The 18,499-nt window shown below is 61.8% G+C and carries 17 protein-coding genes; 5 read left to right on the plus strand and 12 right to left on the minus strand.

Annotated elements, in window-relative coordinates:
• The first annotated feature begins 135 nt into the window (after positions 1–135).
• Complete coding sequence (locus tag LOY36_RS15865) at positions 136–1,086, plus strand: polysaccharide deacetylase family protein (protein WP_258668741.1); 951 nt, start codon at positions 136–138, stop codon at positions 1,084–1,086.
• A 137-nt stretch (positions 1,087–1,223) separates the two neighbouring features.
• Here the strand turns inward: LOY36_RS15865 and LOY36_RS15870 are convergent, their stop codons facing one another.
• The 12 genes from LOY36_RS15870 to pedF all read right to left on the minus strand — a co-directional run bounded on the left by LOY36_RS15870 (position 1,224) and on the right by pedF (position 14,447).
• Positions 1,224–2,951 carry a NahK/ErcS family hybrid sensor histidine kinase/response regulator gene (locus LOY36_RS15870; protein ID WP_258668743.1) on the minus strand — a complete coding sequence of 576 codons (1,728 nt, stop codon included), beginning with the start codon at positions 2,949–2,951 and terminating at the stop codon, positions 1,224–1,226.
• On the minus strand, positions 2,935–4,098 hold the full coding sequence (gene ercA / locus LOY36_RS15875) for an alcohol dehydrogenase-like regulatory protein ErcA (protein ID WP_018929698.1): 1,164 nt from the start codon (positions 4,096–4,098) through the stop codon (positions 2,935–2,937). The genes LOY36_RS15870 and ercA overlap by 17 nt, the downstream gene beginning before the upstream one ends.
• A 116-nt stretch (positions 4,099–4,214) precedes the next feature.
• On the minus strand, positions 4,215–5,348 hold the full coding sequence (pqqE, locus tag LOY36_RS15880; RefSeq protein WP_258668745.1) for a pyrroloquinoline quinone biosynthesis protein PqqE: 1,134 nt from the start codon (positions 5,346–5,348) through the stop codon (positions 4,215–4,217).
• Entirely contained in the window at positions 5,345–6,097 is a 753-nt protein-coding gene (pqqC, locus tag LOY36_RS15885) for a pyrroloquinoline-quinone synthase PqqC (RefSeq protein WP_018929700.1), read from the minus strand. Before pqqC ends, pqqE begins: the two co-directional genes overlap by 4 nt.
• 48 nt (positions 6,098–6,145) lie before the next feature.
• On the minus strand, positions 6,146–7,060 hold the full coding sequence (gene pqqB / locus LOY36_RS15890; RefSeq protein WP_258668747.1) for a pyrroloquinoline quinone biosynthesis protein PqqB: 915 nt from the start codon (positions 7,058–7,060) through the stop codon (positions 6,146–6,148).
• 53 nt (positions 7,061–7,113) lie between these two features.
• Positions 7,114–7,185: a pyrroloquinoline quinone precursor peptide PqqA gene (gene pqqA, locus LOY36_RS15895; RefSeq protein ID WP_081499480.1), complete on the minus strand. Its 72-nt coding sequence runs from the start codon at positions 7,183–7,185 to the stop codon at positions 7,114–7,116.
• 267 nt (positions 7,186–7,452) lie between these two features.
• On the minus strand, positions 7,453–8,973 hold the full coding sequence (locus tag LOY36_RS15900) for an aldehyde dehydrogenase family protein (protein WP_258668748.1): 1,521 nt from the start codon (positions 8,971–8,973) through the stop codon (positions 7,453–7,455).
• Between the two features lie 302 nt (positions 8,974–9,275).
• The gene (locus tag LOY36_RS15905; protein WP_258668749.1) at positions 9,276–11,051 is read right to left on the minus strand and encodes a PQQ-dependent methanol/ethanol family dehydrogenase; all 1,776 of its coding nucleotides are present in this window, start codon (positions 11,049–11,051) and stop codon (positions 9,276–9,278) included.
• A 352-nt stretch (positions 11,052–11,403) separates the two neighbouring features.
• The gene (locus LOY36_RS15910) at positions 11,404–12,342 is read right to left on the minus strand and encodes a quinoprotein relay system zinc metallohydrolase 1 (protein ID WP_258668750.1); all 939 of its coding nucleotides are present in this window, start codon (positions 12,340–12,342) and stop codon (positions 11,404–11,406) included.
• A gap of 15 nt (positions 12,343–12,357) precedes the next feature.
• Positions 12,358–13,107, minus strand: a complete 750-nt coding sequence (locus LOY36_RS15915) for a quinoprotein dehydrogenase-associated SoxYZ-like carrier (protein WP_258668751.1) — start codon at positions 13,105–13,107, stop codon at positions 12,358–12,360.
• On the minus strand, positions 13,104–13,982 hold the full coding sequence (locus LOY36_RS15920) for an ABC transporter substrate-binding protein (RefSeq protein ID WP_258668752.1): 879 nt from the start codon (positions 13,980–13,982) through the stop codon (positions 13,104–13,106). Before LOY36_RS15920 ends, LOY36_RS15915 begins: the two co-directional genes overlap by 4 nt.
• A gap of 3 nt (positions 13,983–13,985) precedes the next feature.
• A complete protein-coding gene (pedF, locus tag LOY36_RS15925) occupies positions 13,986–14,447 on the minus strand; it encodes a cytochrome c-550 PedF (protein ID WP_028940253.1) in 462 nt (153 codons plus the stop codon).
• A gap of 252 nt (positions 14,448–14,699) precedes the next feature.
• Between pedF and LOY36_RS15930 the strand changes: the two genes are divergently transcribed.
• The 4 genes from LOY36_RS15930 to LOY36_RS15945 are packed head-to-tail and all read left to right on the plus strand — an operon-like array spanning position 14,700 to position 18,405.
• Complete coding sequence (locus LOY36_RS15930; RefSeq protein ID WP_258668753.1) at positions 14,700–15,884, plus strand: ABC transporter substrate-binding protein; 1,185 nt, start codon at positions 14,700–14,702, stop codon at positions 15,882–15,884.
• Between the two features lie 33 nt (positions 15,885–15,917).
• A complete protein-coding gene (locus LOY36_RS15935) occupies positions 15,918–16,877 on the plus strand; it encodes a YVTN family beta-propeller repeat protein (RefSeq protein ID WP_258668754.1) in 960 nt (319 codons plus the stop codon).
• Entirely contained in the window at positions 16,874–17,617 is a 744-nt protein-coding gene (locus LOY36_RS15940) for an ABC transporter ATP-binding protein (RefSeq protein WP_258668756.1), read from the plus strand. The genes LOY36_RS15935 and LOY36_RS15940 overlap by 4 nt, the downstream gene beginning before the upstream one ends.
• Positions 17,614–18,405, plus strand: coding sequence for an ABC transporter permease (locus LOY36_RS15945; protein WP_096480057.1), 792 nt, complete (start codon positions 17,614–17,616; stop codon positions 18,403–18,405). Before LOY36_RS15940 ends, LOY36_RS15945 begins: the two co-directional genes overlap by 4 nt.
• The last annotated feature ends 94 nt before the right edge of the window (positions 18,406–18,499 follow it).

Below are 18,499 nucleotides of genomic sequence, written 5' to 3' on the forward strand. Positions count from 1 at the left end.
ACTTCTCCCACACTGGACTGTGTATTCGGCGGGATTCGTAAATTCTGTTTAAAAGTCTTCTCGCCCGCAGCGGATTTTTCCGGGGCAATCCAAATGACACCCTCACGGCACTGTTCAACTCAAAAGGTGCCCCCTATGACCACTGCCCGCTGGCAACGCTCCCCCCGCCTGCTGAAAAATCTGCTGGCCGCCGCCCTGCTGCTGCCATCCCTCGCGTTCGCCCAGGAACGCCCGTGGCCGGATGGCTCGCAACTGGTGATTTCGTTCTCCATGCAATTCGAAACCGGCGGCCAGCCTGACGGTGCCGAAAGTCCGTTCTCCGGCACTCCATTGCCCAAGGGTTACCCGGACATGCCGGCACAGACCTGGTTCGACTACGGCTACAAGGAAGGCCTGTGGCGGATGCTCGACTTGTGGGACCGCAACGGCATCAAGGTCACGTCCCATGTGGTGGGCGAAGCGGCGTTGAAACACCCCGAACTGGTGCGGGCGATCGCCGACCGTGGCCATGAAGTCGCCGCCCACGGCATGCGCTGGGCCGACTCTTACAACATGAGCTACGAACAAGAGAAGGCCTTCATCGGCGACGGCGTCGACGCGGTGCAGAAACTCACCGGCCAGCGCTCCGTGGGCTACAACGCCAATTGGCTGCGGCGCAGCCCCAATACCCTGAAAGTGCTGCAGGATCTGAACTTCACCTACCACATCGACGACGTCAGCCGTGATGAGCCGTTTGTGACGCTGGTCCGTGGCAAGAAATTCGCCGTAGTGCCATACACCCTGCGCAACAATGACATCGTGCTGATCGAAGGCCGGCACTTCTCGGCGCAACAGTTCTACCGGCAATTGGTGCTGGAATTCGATCGCCTGTACGCCGAAGGCGCCAACCGGCGGCGGATGATGTCGGTGAGCCTGCATGATCGTATCGGTGGCACCCCGGCGATGGTCGAGGCGGTGGAGCGTTTTATCCGTTACGCCAAGTCCCATCCGAAGGTCAGCTTCATGCGCAAGGATCAGATTGCCCAGATCGTGCTGACCGAAAAGAACCCGCTGATCGATAACACCGAGGCAGCGTACAACCACTGAGCCAAATTTTCGCCGAGGCCAGAATCAAAAGATCGCAACCTGCGGCAGCTCCTACGGGATTCGTGTTCGCCGATATTTCACGGGAGTATGCGAATCCCTGTAGGAGCTGCCGCAGGCTGCGATCTTTGCAACCATCACTACGCCAACAACTGACTCAACACCGCACGCAACTTGCCAGGCTTCACCGGTTTATTCAGCAGTGGCGCGTCGAGTCGCTGCAACGAGCGTCGACACTGATCGGTGCGGTCGGCAGTGATGATCACCGCCGGTATCGTCCGGCTGAAATGCTCGCGCAAATGCCGGACCACTTCACAGCCCACCACCCCGTGATCGAGGTGGTAATCCGCCAGAATCAGTTCCGGCGCCTGCCCTTGCAAGGCCGCCAGCGCGGAGGCCTCATCGGTGGCGGTGACCACCTCGCAGCCCCACTGCCCGAGCAGTGCGCTCATGCTTTCAAGGATGCTGACTTCATTGTCCAGCACCAACAGGCGTCGACCCGGCAGCGGATTGCCGGTGCTCGGCTGCGGCGCGACCTGGCTGATCGGCAGTGGAATCTCACGGGAAATCGGCACCTCGATGCTGAACATCGAACCGCGTCCTGGCCGGGAATGCACCTGAATCCGGTAATCGAGGATCTTGGCGATGCGTTCGACAATCGCCAGTCCCAGGCCCACGCCCTTGCGGTCGGCGGCGCGGCCAACGTCCAGTTGGTTGAATTCAAGGAAAATCGAGTCGAGACGATCCGCCGGGATCCCGCGTCCAGTGTCCCAGACTTCAATTCGCAGCGCGTCGCCCCGGCGTCTTGCCCCCAGCAGAATGCAGCCTTCGTCGGTGTAGCGGCAGGCATTGCTGAGGAAGTTGCGCAGAATCCGCGTCATCAGGCGCAAGTCGGTATGAATCGCGTAATCGCCCATGTGCACCCGCAGGCTCAACCCGGCCGCCGCGGCCACCGACTGAAACTCCGAAACCAGTGGCGCGAATAATTCATCGAGGCGATACAGGGCGATGTCCGGCTTTACCGCAGCCTGATCGAGCCGGGAAATATCCAGCAGGTCGGTGAGCAGGTCTTCGGCCCCTTCCAGTGCCTGATGGGTGCGCTCCACCAGTACCTGTTCGACGTCGGGCAAATGCCGTTCGCGCAAGGTCGAGATCAACAAACGCGCGGCATTGAGCGGTTGCAGCAGGTCGTGGCTGGCGGCGGCGAGGTATTTGTCCTTGCTGCGATTGGCCGCCTCGGCGGCATCACGGGCGTCGCGCAAGGCTTCGGCGATCTGTTTACGCTCGGTGATCTGTTGTTGCAGATTGCGGTTGGCGTCCAGCAACTCATTGGTGCGCGCGGTGACCCGTTGCTCCAGTTGATCATTGAGCTGTTGCAAGCGCTCCTGGGCCTGCTTTCGTTCGGTGATGTCGGCGACGAACCCCTCCACCAGGCCTTCCTGATCCGGTTTGAGCAGCAGGTTCATCAACACGTCGAGGACAGTGCCGTCCTTGCGCCGCAGCTGGGTTTCATAGCCCAGCAGGCTGCGCTCACGCTGGAGGGCTTCGCCGATGCCTTCCAGCTCTTGCGCGCCGCCGACGAACAGCGTGACCGCCAGGTCCGTCAGGGAAAACAGCACCTCCTGCGGGTCCTGATAGCCAAGCATCCGCGCCAGCGCCGGGTTGGCGGCGCGCATGCCTTCCTGCAGGCTGGCCTGGAAAATTCCGTGCACGGCGTTTTCGAACAGCCACTTGTAGCGATTGCGCTCGGCCTCCAGTTCATCCAGGCGCGCGGCCAGTTCCGGGTAATGACTCTTGCGCGCAGAGTGATTGCCCAGCCCGAGTAACCCGGTCAGCGCCCGTTGCTGTTCGTCAGAGGGCTTCGCCATAGACGACCTCGACGTCGCGCTGACTGGACTCGCGCGGGTTGGTAAGGATGCAGGGGTCATCCATGGCATGTTGCGACAGGAACGGAATGTCCGACGTACTCACCCCGTGCAGGCCCAGGGTTTCGTGGAAGCCGATGGCGTGTTTGAGGGCGATCAAGTGGTCGACCAGACGCCCGCAGATCTGCCGGTGGTTCAGGCCGCGACAATCGATGCCGAAGGTCTCGGCAATCACCTTGAAGCGCTCCGGCGCCGAGCTGTAGTTGAAGGCCACCACGTGCTCCACCAGCACCGCGTTGCACAAGCCGTGAGGCAGATCGAGGAATCCACCGAGGCTATGGGACATGGCGTGCACCGCGCCAAGAATCGCGTTGGAGAACGCCAGCCCGGCCTGCATGCTGCCGAGCATGATCTTTTCCCGCAGGGCGATGTCGTTCGGGTTGGCGATCATCTGCACCAGATTGCCGTTGATCAGCCGCATCGCTTCCAGCGCATGGGGATCGGTGAGCGGCCCGTGGCCGGTGGAAACGAAAGCCTCGATGGCGTGGACCAACGCGTCGATGCCGGTACAGGCCGACAGGAACGGGTCCATGCTCAGGGTGGTTTCCGGATCAATCAGCGACACGTCCGGCACCGCAGCCTTGCTGACGATGGAGAATTTCATGCGTTCTTGCTGATTGGAGATGATCACGAACTGCGACACATCGGCCGACGTGCCGGCGGTGGTCGGGATCAGGATCAGCGGCGGGCTGGGCATGCGCAGGGTGTCCACGCCCTCGAATTCAAGAATGTTGCGCCCGTGGGCGACGACGATGCCGATGCCCTTGCCGCAATCCATCGGGCTGCCGCCGCCGACCGCGACGATCACATCGCAGTGATTCTCCCGGTACAACTCGGCACCGAGCATCACTTCTTCGATCCGCGGGTTGGGCGAAACGTCGCTGTACACAAAGTAATCGATGCCCTGGGCTTGCAGGCTGGCCTCGACATCCGCGACCCAACCGGCGGCGATCACACCGGGGTCGCTGACCACCAGCACCTTGCGGGCGCCGAAGGTCTTGGCGTAGTTGCCGACGTTATGCCGACAGCCGGCACCGAAGATGATTTCAGGCGAAACGAATTTACGCAGTTGACTGAGATTCTGGCTCATTGGAAAGCCTGTTTTTATTGTTTTGAAAGGTAAAGCCAACACTAAAGCATCCGGCTGCGAATGCAATCAGACCAATGGGTAGCAACTGCCTGGGGTGGGGGCTTCGCGTTCGCAATTTATCCGCGATAGATCAGCCGCGAAGCTTTTTCATTGCGCAACGTCAGGTGTTCCATGCCCTGCCCCGGTGCTTCGGCTTCGTCCCGGGCCTTGAGAATAACGTTATGGTGCGGCGACTTGCTGCACACCGGGTCGGCGTTGCTCGCGTCCCCCGTTAGCATGAACGCCTGGCAGCGGCAGCCGCCCAGGTCCTTATGTTTTTCATCGCAGGAGCGGCATGGTTCTTTCATCCAGTCATCGCCGCGAAAACGATTGAAGCCAAAGGAGTCGTTCCAGATGTGTTCGACGCTGTGCTCGCGCACATTGGGGAACTGCACCGGCAGCTGACGCGCACTATGACAAGGCAACGCCGTGCCGTCCGGGGTGATGTCGAGAAACAGGTTGGCCCAGCCATTCATGCAGGTTTTGGGGCGTTCTTCGTAGTAGTCCGGGGTGACGAAAATCAGCTTGCACGGGTGGCCCTCGGCCTCAAGCCGCTGGCGATACTCGTTGGTGATGCGCTCGGCGCGCTGCAATTGTTCGCGGGTCGGCAACAGGCCGACGCGGTTGAGTTCGGCCCAGCCATAGAACTGGCAGGTCGCCAACTCGACGAAATCCGCCTCCAGCTCCAGGCACAGCTCGATGATCTGCGCGATCTGGTCGATGTTGTGCCGATGGGTGACGAAGTTCAGCACCATCGGGTAGCCCTGGGCTTTTACCGCTCGGGCCATGGCCAGTTTCTGGGCGAAGGCCTTGCGCGAGCCGGCGAGCATGTTGTTGACCGCTTCGTCGGCGGCCTGAAAGCTGATCTGGATGTGGTCCAGCCCGGCGACCTTGAAGTCGCGGACCTTCTGCTCGGTCAGGCCGATACCCGAGGTGATCAGGTTGGTGTAGTAACCCATGTCCCGCGCGGCCTTGATCAGCTCGGCCAGGTCCTGGCGCACCAGCGGCTCGCCACCGGAAAAGCCCAGTTGTGCGGCACCCATCTCCCTGGCCTCGCGAAATACCCGGATCCACTCTTCCGTGCTCAACTCCTCACCCTGTTGGGCGAAATCCAATGGGTTGGAGCAATACGGGCATTGCAGCGGGCAGCGATAGGTCAGCTCCGCCAACAGCCACAACGGTGGGCCGGGTTGCTGCTCGATCGCGTTCACAGGGCGATCCCCCGGTGCCAGACCCGCTCGGCGGTGACGGTGTGATACGGCGGGCGGTCCAGCTCATAGGCCATGCTCATCGCGTCGAGCATGCTCCACAGCACATCAAGCTTGAACTGCAAAATCTCCAGCATGCGTTGCTGGCCCTCGACCGTGACGTAATGCGCCAGGGTGATGCGCAAACCATGCTCGACATCGCGCCGGGCCTGGCTCAGGCGCGTACGGAAATAGTCGTAACCGGCCGGGTCGATCCATGGGTAATGGCTGGGCCAGGCGTCGAGCCGAGACTGATGGATCTGCGGCGCGAACAGTTCGGTCAGCGAACTGCTCGCCGCTTCCTGCCAGCAAGCGCGGCGGGCGAAATTGACGTAGGCGTCCACGGCAAAACGCACGCCGGGGAGTACCAGTTCCTGAGACAGAATCTGCTCACGATCCAGGCCCACCGCTTCGCCCAGACGCAACCAGGCTTCGATACCGCCTTCGCTGCCGGGGACGCCGTCATGGTCGAGAATCCGTTGCAGCCATTCCCGGCGCACGTCGCGGTCCGGGCAGTTGGCGAGGATTGCCGCGTCCTTCAGGGGGATATTCACCTGATAGTAGAAGCGATTGGCGACCCAGCCCTGGATCTGCTCGCGAGTGGCGCGCCCGGCGTACATGGCTTGGTGGAATGGATGATGAATGTGGTAATAGGCGCCTTTGGCGCGCAGGGCCGCTTCGAATTCGGTGGGGGTCATGGGGGTGTCAGTCATTGCGGTTCTCCGGGGAATAACCGTTGGGTTCTGCGATGAGGCAATCCGCTACAGCTCAATACTCATGCCGTCATAAGCCACTTCAATCCCGCGTCGCTCCAGCAACGCCCGCTCGGCCGAGTCTTCGTCGAGGATCGGGTTGGTGTTGTTGATGTGGATCAGCACCTTGCGCTGGCGATTGAAGCCCTCCAGCACTTCGAGCATCCCACCGGGGCCGCTTTGCGGCAGGTGGCCCATTTCGCGGCCCAGGCTCTGGCCGACTTCACATACGCGCATTTCATCGTCGCGCCACAGCGTGCCGTCCAGCAGCAGGCAATCGGCGCGCTGCATCCAGCTCAATACCTCGGCATCGACCTGCCCCAGACCCGGCGCATAGAACACCGATGCACCGTTGCGCAGGTCTTCGATGAACAGGCCGATGGTGTCCCCCGGCTGCGGGTTGCCACGATTGGGGGAATACGGCGGCGCGTTGCTGACCAATGGAATGGCGCGAAACTGCAGGTGTTGGCAGGCTGCGATGCTGAACGGCTCACGGTCCAGTTCGATCGGTTGCCACTGCAAACCACCGTTCCAGTGCTTGAGCATGGTGAACAACGGGAAGCCGCTGCTCAGGTCTTCATGCACCCGCTCGGTACACCAGACCGAATGCGGGCAGCCTTCGCGCAGGCTCAACAGGCCGGTGCAATGGTCGATCTGACTGTCCAGCAGGACCACGCCGGCAATCGCCGTGTCACGCAGGCGTCGGGCCGGTTGCAGCGTCGGGAAGCTTTCGAGTTGGGCGCGGATGTCTGGTGAAGCATTGCAGAGTATCCATTCCACTCCGTCGTCGCTCAGGGCAATGGACGACTGCGTGCGGCGTTGTGCGTGCAGGCTGCCGTGACGCATCGCCGCGCACTGGCGGCAGTTGCAGTTCCATTGCGGAAAACCACCGCCGGCGGCGGAACCGAGAACGCGGATGTGCATGGCAGGCTCCAGAAAGCAGGCCCGGCCAACGCGACGGCTGACCGGGCGATCAATCAACGGTTGGCGAAATACATCGTCACTTCGAAGCCAATGCGCAGATCGGTAAACGCGGGTTTATGCCACATGGGTCATTCCTCTTCTTGTGCCGGACGATTCCGGTAACGTCATTAATGCACGGGGCGCCAACTGCCCGAATGCTACTTTCGAAGGAGGCGGCGGCGTGCGTTGGTAGGGGGTGTCGCAAGGCCTTCAAGCACACACAGAACCAATGCGGGAACGGGCTGATGTGGCCAGGGGGCTTGCCTGTGCTGAGGGAGCTTGCTCCCTCAGCACAGGCAAGCCCCCTGGCTACAAAGGCTCGCTCCCACAGGGTTTGTGGTGTGTTTACGGGGTTAGAAGAACCCCAGCGGATTGATGTCGTAGCTCACCAGCAGGTTTTTGGTCTGTTGGTAATGGTCGAGCATCATCTTGTGGTTCTCACGGCCGACACCGGACTTCTTGTAGCCACCGAACGCGGCGTGGGCCGGGTACAGGTGGTAGCAGTTGGTCCAGACGCGCCCGGCCTTGATCGCCCGGCCCATGCGATAGGCGCGGTTGATGTCGCGGGTCCACAGGCCGGCGCCGAGGCCGAACTCGCTGTCGTTGGCGATTGCCAGGGCTTCGGCTTCGTCCTTGAAGGTGGTGACACCCACCACCGGGCCGAAGATTTCTTCCTGGAACACGCGCATTTTGTTGTGGCCCTTGAGCAGCGTCGGCTGGATGTAATAGCCGCTGGACAAGTCGCCTTCCAGACGCTCGGCCGCACCGCCGGTGAGCAGCTCGGCGCCCTCCTCCTGGGCGATTTTCAGGTACGAGAGGATCTTGTCGTATTGCTGCTCGGACGCCTGGGCGCCGACCATGGTTTCGGTGTCCAGCGGGTTGCCGCGCTTGATCTTGACGATCTTCTTCATCACCTCGGCCATGAACGGTTCGTAGATCGATTCCTGCACCAGTGCCCGGGACGGACACGTGCAGACTTCGCCCTGGTTGAAGAACGCCAGCACCAGGCCTTCGGCGGCTTTTTCGATGAACGCAGGTTCGGCGTTCATGATGTCTTCGAAGAAGATGTTCGGCGACTTGCCGCCCAGTTCAACGGTGCTTGGAATGATGTTCTCGGCGGCGCAATGCATGATATGCGCGCCCACCGGGGTGGAACCGGTGAAGGCGATCTTGGCGATGCGCTTGCTGGTGGCCAAGGCCTCGCCGGCTTCGCGACCGAAACCCTGGACGATGTTCAGCACACCGGCTGGCAACAAGTCGGCGATCAGCTCGGCGAACACCATGATCGACAGCGGCGTTTGTTCCGCCGGTTTGAGCACGATGCAGTTGCCGGCCGCCAGAGCCGGGGCGAGTTTCCACGCGGCCATCAGCAGCGGGAAGTTCCACGGAATGATCTGCCCGACCACACCCAGCGGTTCGTGGAAATGATAGGCAGTGGTCAGTTCGTTGATTTCAGCGGCACCGCCCTCTTGAGCGCGGATGCAACCGGCGAAGTAACGGAAGTGGTCGGCGGCCAGCGGCACGTCGGCGTTGAGGGTTTCGCGCACGGCCTTGCCGTTGTCCCAGGTTTCGGTGACGGCGAGGATTTCCAGGTTCTGTTCGATGCGGTCAGCTATTTTCAGCAGCACCAGCGAGCGGTCCTGCGCCGAGGTTTTGCCCCAGGCATCAGCGGCGGCATGGGCGGCGTCGAGGGCCTTTTCGATGTCGGCGGCGCTGGAGCGCGGGAACTCGGCAATCACTTCACCGGTGACCGGTGAGGTATTGGTGAAGTACTCGCCATTGACCGGGGCGACGAACTCGCCGCCGATGAAGTTGCCGTAGCGTGGTTTGAAGGAAACGATGGCGCCGGGTGTTCCAGGTTGTGCGTAGATCATGATGGGCCTCTGTCTGGGTCGATGCCTGTCAGGCCAACAGGCGATGAACCGATAGTAGAGAGCCCCGCCTGCCAGACGAATGCGCCGTTGGCAGGGGGACTCTCGTTATTTGGTAGTAGAAGGCGCCGCTGTGTCAGCAGGCTTTTGTGGCGAGGGAGCTTGCTCCCGTTCGGCTGCGAAGCAGTCGTAAATCCAAACGACTCGGTTGGGGCCGGGAACGTTGGGGGCTGCTTCGCAGCCCAGCGGGAGCAAGCTCTCTCGCCACAGTTCATTCATCGCCACTCAGGTTGTGGTTGCCAGGGTTAGTGCTTGGCAACCAGGTCCTTCGGCAGCTTGAAGGTCCACAGCATCCCGCCCTGGTTGAAGTCCTTGACGCGCTTGGCCACTTCGCCGCCCCACAGCGGTACCGCGCCGCCCCAGCCGGAGAGCACCGAAACGTATTGTTCGCCGTCCATTTCCCAGGTGATGGGCGAGCCGAGCACACCGGAGCCGGTCTGGAATTCCCAGACTTTCTCGCCGGTCTTGGCATTGAACGCCTGCAGGAAGCCTTCAGGCGTACCGGTGAATACCAGGTTGCCCTTGGTGGTCAGTACCCCGCCCCACAGCGGCGCGAAGTTCTTGTGGCGCCAGACTTCCTTGCCGGTTTTCGGGTCGATGGCGCGCAGCACGCCGATGTAATCTTCGTTCAATGGTTTGATGGTGAAACCGGCGCCGAGGAACGCCGCGCCTTTTTTGTAGGCGATGCCTTCGTTCCAGATGTCCATGCCCCACTCGTTGGACGGCACATAGAACAGGCCGGTGTCGCGGTTGTAGGCCATCGGCATCCAGTTTTTCGCGCCGAGGAACGCTGGCGCTACAAACACCGAACTGCCTTTGGCCTCGGAACCCGGCGCCCCCGGACGGCTGGCCTCGTTGTAGATCGGCCGGCCGTTTTTATCCAGGCCACTGGCCCAGGTGATCTTGTCCACGAACGGGAAGCCGCGGATGAATTTGCCGTTGGTGCGATCCAGCACGTAGAAGAAACCGTTACGGTCCGCGGTGGCTGCGGCTTTGATTTCCTTGCCGCCTTCGTTGTAGTTGAACGACACCAGTTCGTTCACGCCGTCATAGTCCCAGCCGTCGTGAGGGGTGCTCTGGAAGTGCCATTTGATCGTGCCGTCGTCCGGGTTCAGCGCCAGGCGCGAGGACGAGTAAAGGTTGTCGCCCGGACGCAGGTGCGAGTTCCACGGTGCCGGGTTGCCGGTGCCGAACAGCAGCAGATTGGTTTCCGGGTCGTAGTAGCCGCCCAGCCACGGCGCCGCGCCGCCGGTTTTCCACAGATCGCCCGGCCAGGTCTTGCCCGCTTCGCCGCCGGAGATACCGTTCTCTACGGCCTTGCCGTCTTTGTAGACGTAACCCATGTGGCCTTCGACCGTTGGCCGGGTCCACAGCAGATCGCCGTTTTTAGGGTCGTAGGCTTCGATCTTGCCCACCACCCCGAACTCGCCGCCGGCCACGCCTGTGATTAGTTTGCCGTTGATGACCAATGGCGCGGCGCTGATGGAATAGCCTTCCTTGTGGTCGGCGACTTTCTTGCTCCACACCACTTTACCGGTGTCTTTATTCAGGGCCACGAGCTTGGCGTCGAGGGTGCCGAAGATCACCAGGTCGCCATACAGCGCCACGCCACGGTTGATCACGTCACAGCACGGACGGATGTCATCCGGCAGGCGCGCATCGTATTGCCAAAGCTTGCGCCCGGTGCGCGCATCCACCGCGAACACCCGTGAGTAGGAGCCGGTCATGTACATCACGCCGTCCTTGATCATCGGCTGCGCTTGCTGACCGCGCTGTTTTTCACCGCCGAAGGAGAACGCCCAGACTGGACGCAGCTCCTTCACGTTGTCGACGTTGAGCGTATCCAGCGGGCTGTAGCGCTGACCCTGGACGCCCAGGCCATTGGTGACGACCTGTTCCGGATTCTTCGGATCCTGGAGGATGTCTTGATCGGAGACTGCGGCCATTGCCTGGCCGGACAACAGCATGGCACTGAGCAGCACGCTCAAGACGAAGGGTTGGCGACGTGCGGGTTGGGTCATGACGGCTACCTCTGCGGTTTTTGTTATACCCGGGAAATTTTCCCGGTCTGGTGCAGATTCTTGGGCGCCGCCGCCCTTGCAACAATTGCCCGCAATGCGGAGATTTCTAGTTCCTTGGTAGCGGGTCGGATGATGCCAACCAACGAAGGCTCACCATTTGTAGCAGCTGGCGGAGCCTGCGTTCGGCTGTAGCAGCTGCCGAGCCCGCGAGGCTGCGTTCGGCTGCGCAGCAGTCGTAAAACCGAAGCTTGCAGTACATCAGGCAGAACGTGTCGGCCGGATTCACGACTGCTACGCAGCCGAACGCAGGCTCCGCCAGCTGCTACAAAAGATGCGTCGCATCTGAAATGGATTACTGATCCTTGCCGGAATCCACCCGCGTCATCAGCGCGCGCTCATAGCGCGGGTACAAATGGCTGACGCTACGGATCAGCTCATAGCGGCTCAGGCTGATCCCGGCGAAACGTTCAGGAATGGGGCTGCGGATCATCTCGGCCATGTCGCTGCCGTTCGCCGCACCGTCGCGCATGAGTTGATCAAGCCAGGAGAGGTAATCGCGCATCTGCTCGAACGGTTTGCTGTCCGTTGCCACGGGGCCATGACCGGGGACGATCAGCGTCCACGGCAGGCCCTGAAGCGTGGCGATATCCGCCAGCCACACCGACAACCCCGGGCTGTTCGGCGTGGTCAGGGCCCGTTGATAAAACACCAGATCCCCGGCAAACAGCACGCCGGTTTTCTGGTCGAGAATAGCCAGATCCGCGCCGGTGTGCCCACCCAGACTCAGCAGCCGCAGATCGTGGTTCCCAAAACTTTGCACGCCAGGCGTCAGCGTCTGCGTCGGCAACACCACTTCGGTGCCGCGCATCCAGTCACCCACCAGCCGATACATGTTCTCGGCCATCGCATCACCCTGTTGATGCAACAGCTCGGTGGTGCCGGCCAGTGCGCCGATCGGCACGTCGGTGAAGGCCTGACTGCCCAGCACATGGTCGGGATGGTGATGGGTCAGCAACACCTGGATCACCGGCTTATCGGTGGTTGCGGCAATCGCTTGGCGCAGGGCTTCGCCATAGCGCTTCGATGGCCCGGTGTCGATCACCACCACCCCTTGCCCGGTGACGATGAACGCGGTGTTGACGATGTTGCCGCCGTTGTTCTTGGCGAAGTTATCGGTGCTGCCCTCCAGCAGCCAAGTGTCTTCGGCAATCTGTCGAGGCTTGAGTGCGTAATCGGGATCGGCCAGGGTCGGCAGGCTCACACAGATGAACAACAACAGCATCCAGCGCATCACACGCTCCTTGGGTCAGGGTATGGCCGCATCGAATTGATTGCCGCTGTTGTCGCGCAATATCAGGCGCGTCCGCCCCGCACCTTCGATGTCGAAAGCCAGGTTGGGGTTCTCGCTGACCGCCGGGAACAGCTCCAGACGCGCCAGTACCCGGTTGTCTGAGTCCCGCAGCTCGGCCTGGTTGAGGAAAAATTCCGGGATGCCGCTGACCATGCCGTTGTCCATCGGATGCGCCACCTGCAAACGCACGCGGCTGAATTCGCCACGGGGATAACGACCGCCGAGCACTTCGCCGATGTGTTCTTCCCAGCCCGGCTGGGTGCGCACCACGCTCGGCGCCGTGCAACCGCCGCCGGCCGCGTCGATCAGGGTCGAACCGACATGCCACAGCCCGTCGCGGGTCAACACCGCCGCGCGCAATGGCGTGGCCTGTTCAACGCGGATGCGGATCGACAGCCAGGGCAGCACACCGGTCAAAGGCTCGAAGTCGACGATTTTCGGCAGCGGGTTGAGTTCGGCCCAGGCAAGGATTCGCACCACTTCGCCCTTGAACGCCCGAGCGTCGATTTCCAACGGCACTTGCCGGGCGTCTTCGGCGAACGGCGGTGCCAGCAGCTTGACCCGCTCGTCGAACACGAACGGTGCGTCGCCAAGCATCTGCTTGTGATAGAACGCCCACATCACCGACGGCACCGGATCGACCTCAATCGCCTGCGCGGCCAAGGGCAACCAACAGGCCAACAGCCAACGCGCGCGCCAGTTCATTGTTGATACATCTCGGGCACGTCATAGCGCAGGCCGTAACGGGCATAAATGCTTTTGACCGTGCCCTCGCGAATCAACGTTTCCAGCGCCTCTTCCACGGCATAGGCCAGTTGCCGGTTGCTTTCATGCACCGCCATGCCGATCTCCCAGCGTTGCTTGCCCATGTTCGGATAGGCGTTTTCCGCCAGCGCCACTTGCGGGTCGGCGGCCTGATGAACCTGCCAGTCGATCTCGCCGCGCATCGCCATCACCGCGTCGACTTCACCGGCCTTCATCGCGGCAAACGCCTGGGGCACGCCGGGGTAATGGTGGGTCTTGGCGGCTAGCATGCCGTTGAACACCGAGGTCAGGTAAAACGAGGGCACACTGTCGACTTCGACGCCGATCGGGTGCTGCTGGAACACCGCGACGCTGGCCACCGAGTCCAGTCGGCGACGGTCATACGCCACTTGCCATTGTTCGGTCTGGTACGGCCCGAACATCACCACATGGCCGTTCTCCAGTTCGCCCAGCTCATTGCGTTTCTGTGAGTAATCGCGGTCGTAGGGCACGCGCATCATCAGGTCGGCCAGTTGCTGGTTGTGCAGCTGACTGGCCCGCCAGATGTAATCGCGTAGGTCGTCGTCGAGCTTCTCCCCGGCGGGTGCCCAGATCAGTTTCAGGTTTACCCCCATGGCCTTGGCCAAGGCCTGGGCGAGTTCGACATCGACTCCGCGAGGCTGGCCGGCGTCCTCGAAACTGTAGGGCGCGAAGTCCTTGTAGACCGCGACTTTCAGCTCGGCGGCGGCGATCATTTCGTCATAGGTTCGGACCTGTGCCTGCGCTGCCTGGCAGCACAACCACACAGCGCTGATCAACACCGCGAGCAGGCGCATGGGTCACTCCTCGACGTGCACGCTGTCCAGGTAGGTGCGTACCGCCCACAAGGCTTCCTGGCTCAAGTAGTCGGCCATCTTCGGCATGTACACCCGGCCATCACGCACGGCACCATTACGCACCCGTTCGACGAACCACTCATCACCAGCCTCGCCGACATCGAGCATGCGCAAGTCAGGGGCAATGCCGCCGGACTTGGCTTCCAGGCCATGACAGGCCGCGCAGTTCTGGTTGTAGGCCGAAGAACCGATCTCCAACGCTTTATCGTGTTCTGGAGAAGAACGATACGGGTTCACCGCCGCCCAACCATCGGCATTGACCTGCACGCCGGCATCCTTGATCGGGGTCAACCCCTTGGTTTCGACGGCCTGGGGTACCACGTTGCCGTGAGCCCAGACAGAACCTGCGCTGAGGAAGCCGGCCAGCAGTCCGGCGACGAGCAAGGCGTTGCGTTTTGTTGTCATTGTTATGCCCTCAAGATTGCACGCAAAACCTCTTTGCAGAGGCTATGGCAGCCATCTTAGGAACCCCGTCGTACCAGCCCTATGCTGCTTTGGTGGCCGCGGCCTACTTCCTTGGTAGTAGGGCTTGTGGTGAACCACCCAGGTGCGTTTCACACGCCGTTACTACCTTGGTACTGGCCCATCGATACTTTCTGCATATTTCCCCACCCGTCATGGGTTCCTATGCTGGCGCTACCTGTGATGGAGTGCCTTATGCGCCAGCTCGCCCCTTATGCCTTGATCTACCTGCTGGCGATTGCCTGCGCCGCCGGGCTGGCGACCCAGAGTCAGGCGGCGGATGCGCCGTTGCAGGTGCGGATCGGCTATCTGGGGTATCGCCCCGATCCCGGGCCGTTGCTGTCAAACGTCATTCCCGAGCCAACCGATGCCGGCTTGCGTGGCGCGGAACTGGCGATCATCGACAGCAACAGTACCGGGCGTTTCCTCAACCACAGCTACAGCCTGGTCAGCGCCAGCGTCGACAATCCGGATGCGCTGATCGACGCGGCCAAAGCCCAACACGAACAAGGCCTGCGCCTGTTTGTGGTGAATGCACCGGCGGAAAACCTGCGCCGACTCAGCACCGTGCTCCCCGACAGCCTGCTGTTCAATGCCGGCAGCCCCGACGACAGCCTGCGCACTACCGATTGCCTGCCGAACGTGCTGCACAGCCTGCCGAGCCGGGCGATGCTGGCCGATGCACTCGCGCAATTTCTGGTGCTGCGCAAATGGCAACGGGCGCTGCTGATCGTCGGCCCCACCGCCGACGATCAAGCCTATGCCGCCGCCCTGCGCCGGGCCGCAAAACGCTTCGGCCTGCAACTGGTGGCGGAGAAAGCCTGGAGCTTCGATAACGATCAACGGCGCAGCGCCCAGGCCGACATGCCGCTGTTCACCCAAACCGCCGAATACGACGTGGTGCTGGTCGCCGATGAACGCGGCGACTTCGGCGAGTACGTGCCCTACCAGACCTGGTACCCACGCCCGGTCGCCGGCACCCAGGGCCTGACCCCGGTGGGCTGGCACAAGACCGTGGAAACCTATGGCGCCGCGCAGTTGCAAAAACGCTTTGAAGCCCTGGCCGGGCGCTGGATGAACGATCGGGATTTCGCCGCATGGATGGCGGTGCGCAGCATTGCCAGCGCGGTGGGCAAATTGCGTCAGGCCGATGCCATGGCGATTCGTACGCTTGAAATCAGCGAGCAATTGCCGCTGGACGGCTTCAAGGGCCGCAAGCTCAGTTATCGGCCGTGGAACGGTCAGTTGCGCCAGCCGATCCCCATCGTGCAGCCCCGGGCGCTGGTCAGCACCTCGCCGCAAGACGGTTTCCTGCACCCCTTCAACGAAATGGACAGCCTGGGTTACGACAAAGCCGAGGTCAGCTGCCGCTTTCCCTGACAGCCCTACCACCACAATAAGAAGGAATCTGCCATGCGCCGCACCCTGCTTTCATGCGCTCTACTGCTCGCCGCCGGGCATGCGGCGGCCAGCACCGCCTGGGTCTCCAACGAAAAGGACAACAGCCTGAGCCTGATCGACATGCAGACCCTGCAGGTCACCGAAACCCTGCCCGTCGGCCAGCGTCCACGCGGCCTGTTGCTGTCCCACGACAACAAGCTGCTGTACATCTGCGCCAGTGATTCGGACCGGGTCCAGGTGATGGACGTCGCCACGCGCAAGATCATCAAGGAACTGCCCTCGGGCAAAGACCCTGAACAATTCGCCCTGCACCCTAATAATCGCTGGTTGTATGTCTCCAACGAAGACGATGCGCTGGTAACCGTGATCGACACCGAAACCTCCAAAGTGCTCGGGCAGATCAACGTTGGCGTCGAGCCCGAAGGCATGGCCGTCAGCCCCGATGGCAAATGGGCGGTGAACACCAGCGAAACCACCAACATGCTGCACTGGATCGACACCGGCACCCAGACCCTGGCCGACAATACGCTGGTGGATCAACGACCGCGTTTTGTCGAGTTCAATCCCGATGGCTCGCAGCTCTGGGCCTCGGCGGAAATCGGTGGCACGGTGACGATTCTCGATGTCGCCAGCCGCAAAATCCTCAAGACCCTGAGCTTTCAGATCAAAGGCGTGCACCCGGACAAAGTCCAGCCTGTCGGCATCAAACTCAGCGCCGACGGCAAGTACGGCTTCGTCGCCCTCGGTCCGGCCAACCATGTGGCAGTGATCGACGCCAAGACCTTCGAGATTGTTGATTACCTGCTGGTGGGCCGACGGGTCTGGCAGATGGCGTTCACCCCGGATCAACGGCAACTGCTGGCCACCAATGGTGTCAGTGGCGATGTGTCGGTGATCGATGTCGACACCCTCAAAGTCAGCAAATCGGTGAAGGTCGGGCGCTATCCGTGGGGCGTGGTGGTGACGCCATGAACGCCCTCGAGGTCAGCGACCTGAGTTTCGCCTACGGCCCGCGCGAGGCCTTGCGCAAGTTGAGTTTCAGCCTGGCACCGGGGCGTTTTGCGGCACTGCTTGGGCCTAATGGCGCGGGCAAATCAACCCTGATCGCCCTGCTCACCCGCCTCTATGATCTGCAACGCGGTGATATCCGGGTCGGCGGCTGCTCGTTGCGCGACGCGGCACGCCCGGCGCTCAAGCAATTAGGGGTGGTGTTTCAGCAAAGCACGCTGGATCTGGACCTCAGTGTCGAGCAGAACCTGCGTTATCACGCGGCGCTGCATGGTCTGTCCCGACGCCAGACCGGGCTGCGGGTCGACGCTGAGCTGGCGCGTCAGGCCCTGACCGAGCGCCGTCGCGAGCGGGTCCGCGAACTCAATGGCGGCCATCGCCGGCGGGTGGAAATCGCCCGCGCGTTGCTGCACGAACCACGCCTGTTGTTGCTTGACGAGGCGAGTGTCGGCCTTGACCCGGCCAGTCGCCTGGCGCTCAACCAGCACATCCGCAGCCTGTGCCGCGAGCAAACCATCAGCGTACTCTGGACCACTCATTTGCTGGATGAAGTGCAACCCAACGACGACTTGCTGATCCTGCATCAAGGCCGTTTGGTCGCCAGCGGACAAGCTGATGCGCTGAGCCTGGAACATGGCGGCGACCTCGATTCGGCCTTCGCTCGCCTGACCACCTCGGTCTCTTCAGAGGCAGTCATCCGATGAACGCTTACTGGCAATGTTTCAGCGGTATCGTGCTGCGCGAATGGCTGCGCTTCGTGTTGCAGCGCACGCGGTTTCTCAGTGCGCTGGTGCGGCCGTTGCTGTGGCTGCTGGTGTTCGCTGCCGGGTTCCGCGCGGCACTGGGCATCGCCATCATCGAGCCCTACGACACCTACATTCCCTATGAGGTTTACATCATCCCGGGCCTTGCCTGCATGATCCTGCTGTTCAACGGCATGCAAGGTTCGCTGTCGATGGTGTATGACCGGGAGATGGGCAGCATGCGCGTGCTGCTGACCAGCCCCCTGCCCCGGACCTTTCTGCTGTGCAGCAAATTACTGGCGACGTCGCTGATTTCGCTGTTGCAGGTGTACGCCTTCCTCGCGATTGCCTGGCTGTACGGCGTGCAACCGCCGGCCATGGGCCTGTTGCTGGCGTTGCCGGCGTTGCTGCTGGTGGCGTTGATGCTCAGTGCGCTGGGCCTGCTGCTGTCCAATGCGATTCGCCAACTGGAGAACTTTGCCGGGGTGATGAATTTCGTGATCTTCCCGCTGTTTTTCCTGTCGTCGGCGCTGTATCCGCTGTGGAAAATGCGCGACTCCAGCGAGTGGCTGTATTGGCTGTGCGCCTTGAACCCGTTCACCCATGCGGTGGAGCTGGTGCGATTCGCGCTGTACGAACGCTTCAACCCGTTGGCGCTGGCGGTGTGCGCGGGGCTGACGCTGGTGTTCGCCCTGCTCGCCGTGCTCACCTTCAACCCGCAACATGCGGCCTTGCGCAAAACCGGCTGACTACTCCGGAACGTTCTCACGCAGAGCGTGGGAACGATCAACAGGACAAAATTACTACTTTGGTACTGGTTTACCTGTCTATCGTCGCATTCAC

The sequence above is a fragment of the Pseudomonas sp. B21-019 genome, assembly GCF_024749225.1.
Taxonomy (GTDB): Bacteria; Pseudomonadota; Gammaproteobacteria; order Pseudomonadales; family Pseudomonadaceae; genus Aquipseudomonas.

Coding starts and splice junctions, on each gene's coding strand:
- LOY36_RS15865 (WP_258668741.1), top strand. CDS start 136: ATGACCACTGCCCGCTGGCAACGCTCCCCCCGCCTGCTGAAAAATCTG.
- LOY36_RS15870 (WP_258668743.1), bottom strand. CDS start 2,951: ATGGCGAAGCCCTCTGACGAACAGCAACGGGCGCTGACCGGGTTACTC.
- ercA (WP_018929698.1), bottom strand. CDS start 4,098: ATGAGCCAGAATCTCAGTCAACTGCGTAAATTCGTTTCGCCTGAAATC.
- pqqC (WP_018929700.1), bottom strand. CDS start 6,097: ATGACTGACACCCCCATGACCCCCACCGAATTCGAAGCGGCCCTGCGC.
- pqqB (WP_258668747.1), bottom strand. CDS start 7,060: ATGCACATCCGCGTTCTCGGTTCCGCCGCCGGCGGTGGTTTTCCGCAA.
- LOY36_RS15900 (WP_258668748.1), bottom strand. CDS start 8,973: ATGATCTACGCACAACCTGGAACACCCGGCGCCATCGTTTCCTTCAAA.
- LOY36_RS15905 (WP_258668749.1), bottom strand. CDS start 11,051: ATGACCCAACCCGCACGTCGCCAACCCTTCGTCTTGAGCGTGCTGCTC.
- LOY36_RS15910 (WP_258668750.1), bottom strand. CDS start 12,342: ATGCGCTGGATGCTGTTGTTGTTCATCTGTGTGAGCCTGCCGACCCTG.
- LOY36_RS15915 (WP_258668751.1), bottom strand. CDS start 13,107: ATGAACTGGCGCGCGCGTTGGCTGTTGGCCTGTTGGTTGCCCTTGGCC.
- LOY36_RS15920 (WP_258668752.1), bottom strand. CDS start 13,982: ATGCGCCTGCTCGCGGTGTTGATCAGCGCTGTGTGGTTGTGCTGCCAG.
- pedF (WP_028940253.1), bottom strand. CDS start 14,447: ATGACAACAAAACGCAACGCCTTGCTCGTCGCCGGACTGCTGGCCGGC.
- LOY36_RS15930 (WP_258668753.1), top strand. CDS start 14,700: ATGCGCCAGCTCGCCCCTTATGCCTTGATCTACCTGCTGGCGATTGCC.
- LOY36_RS15935 (WP_258668754.1), top strand. CDS start 15,918: ATGCGCCGCACCCTGCTTTCATGCGCTCTACTGCTCGCCGCCGGGCAT.
- LOY36_RS15940 (WP_258668756.1), top strand. CDS start 16,874: ATGAACGCCCTCGAGGTCAGCGACCTGAGTTTCGCCTACGGCCCGCGC.
- LOY36_RS15945 (WP_096480057.1), top strand. CDS start 17,614: ATGAACGCTTACTGGCAATGTTTCAGCGGTATCGTGCTGCGCGAATGG.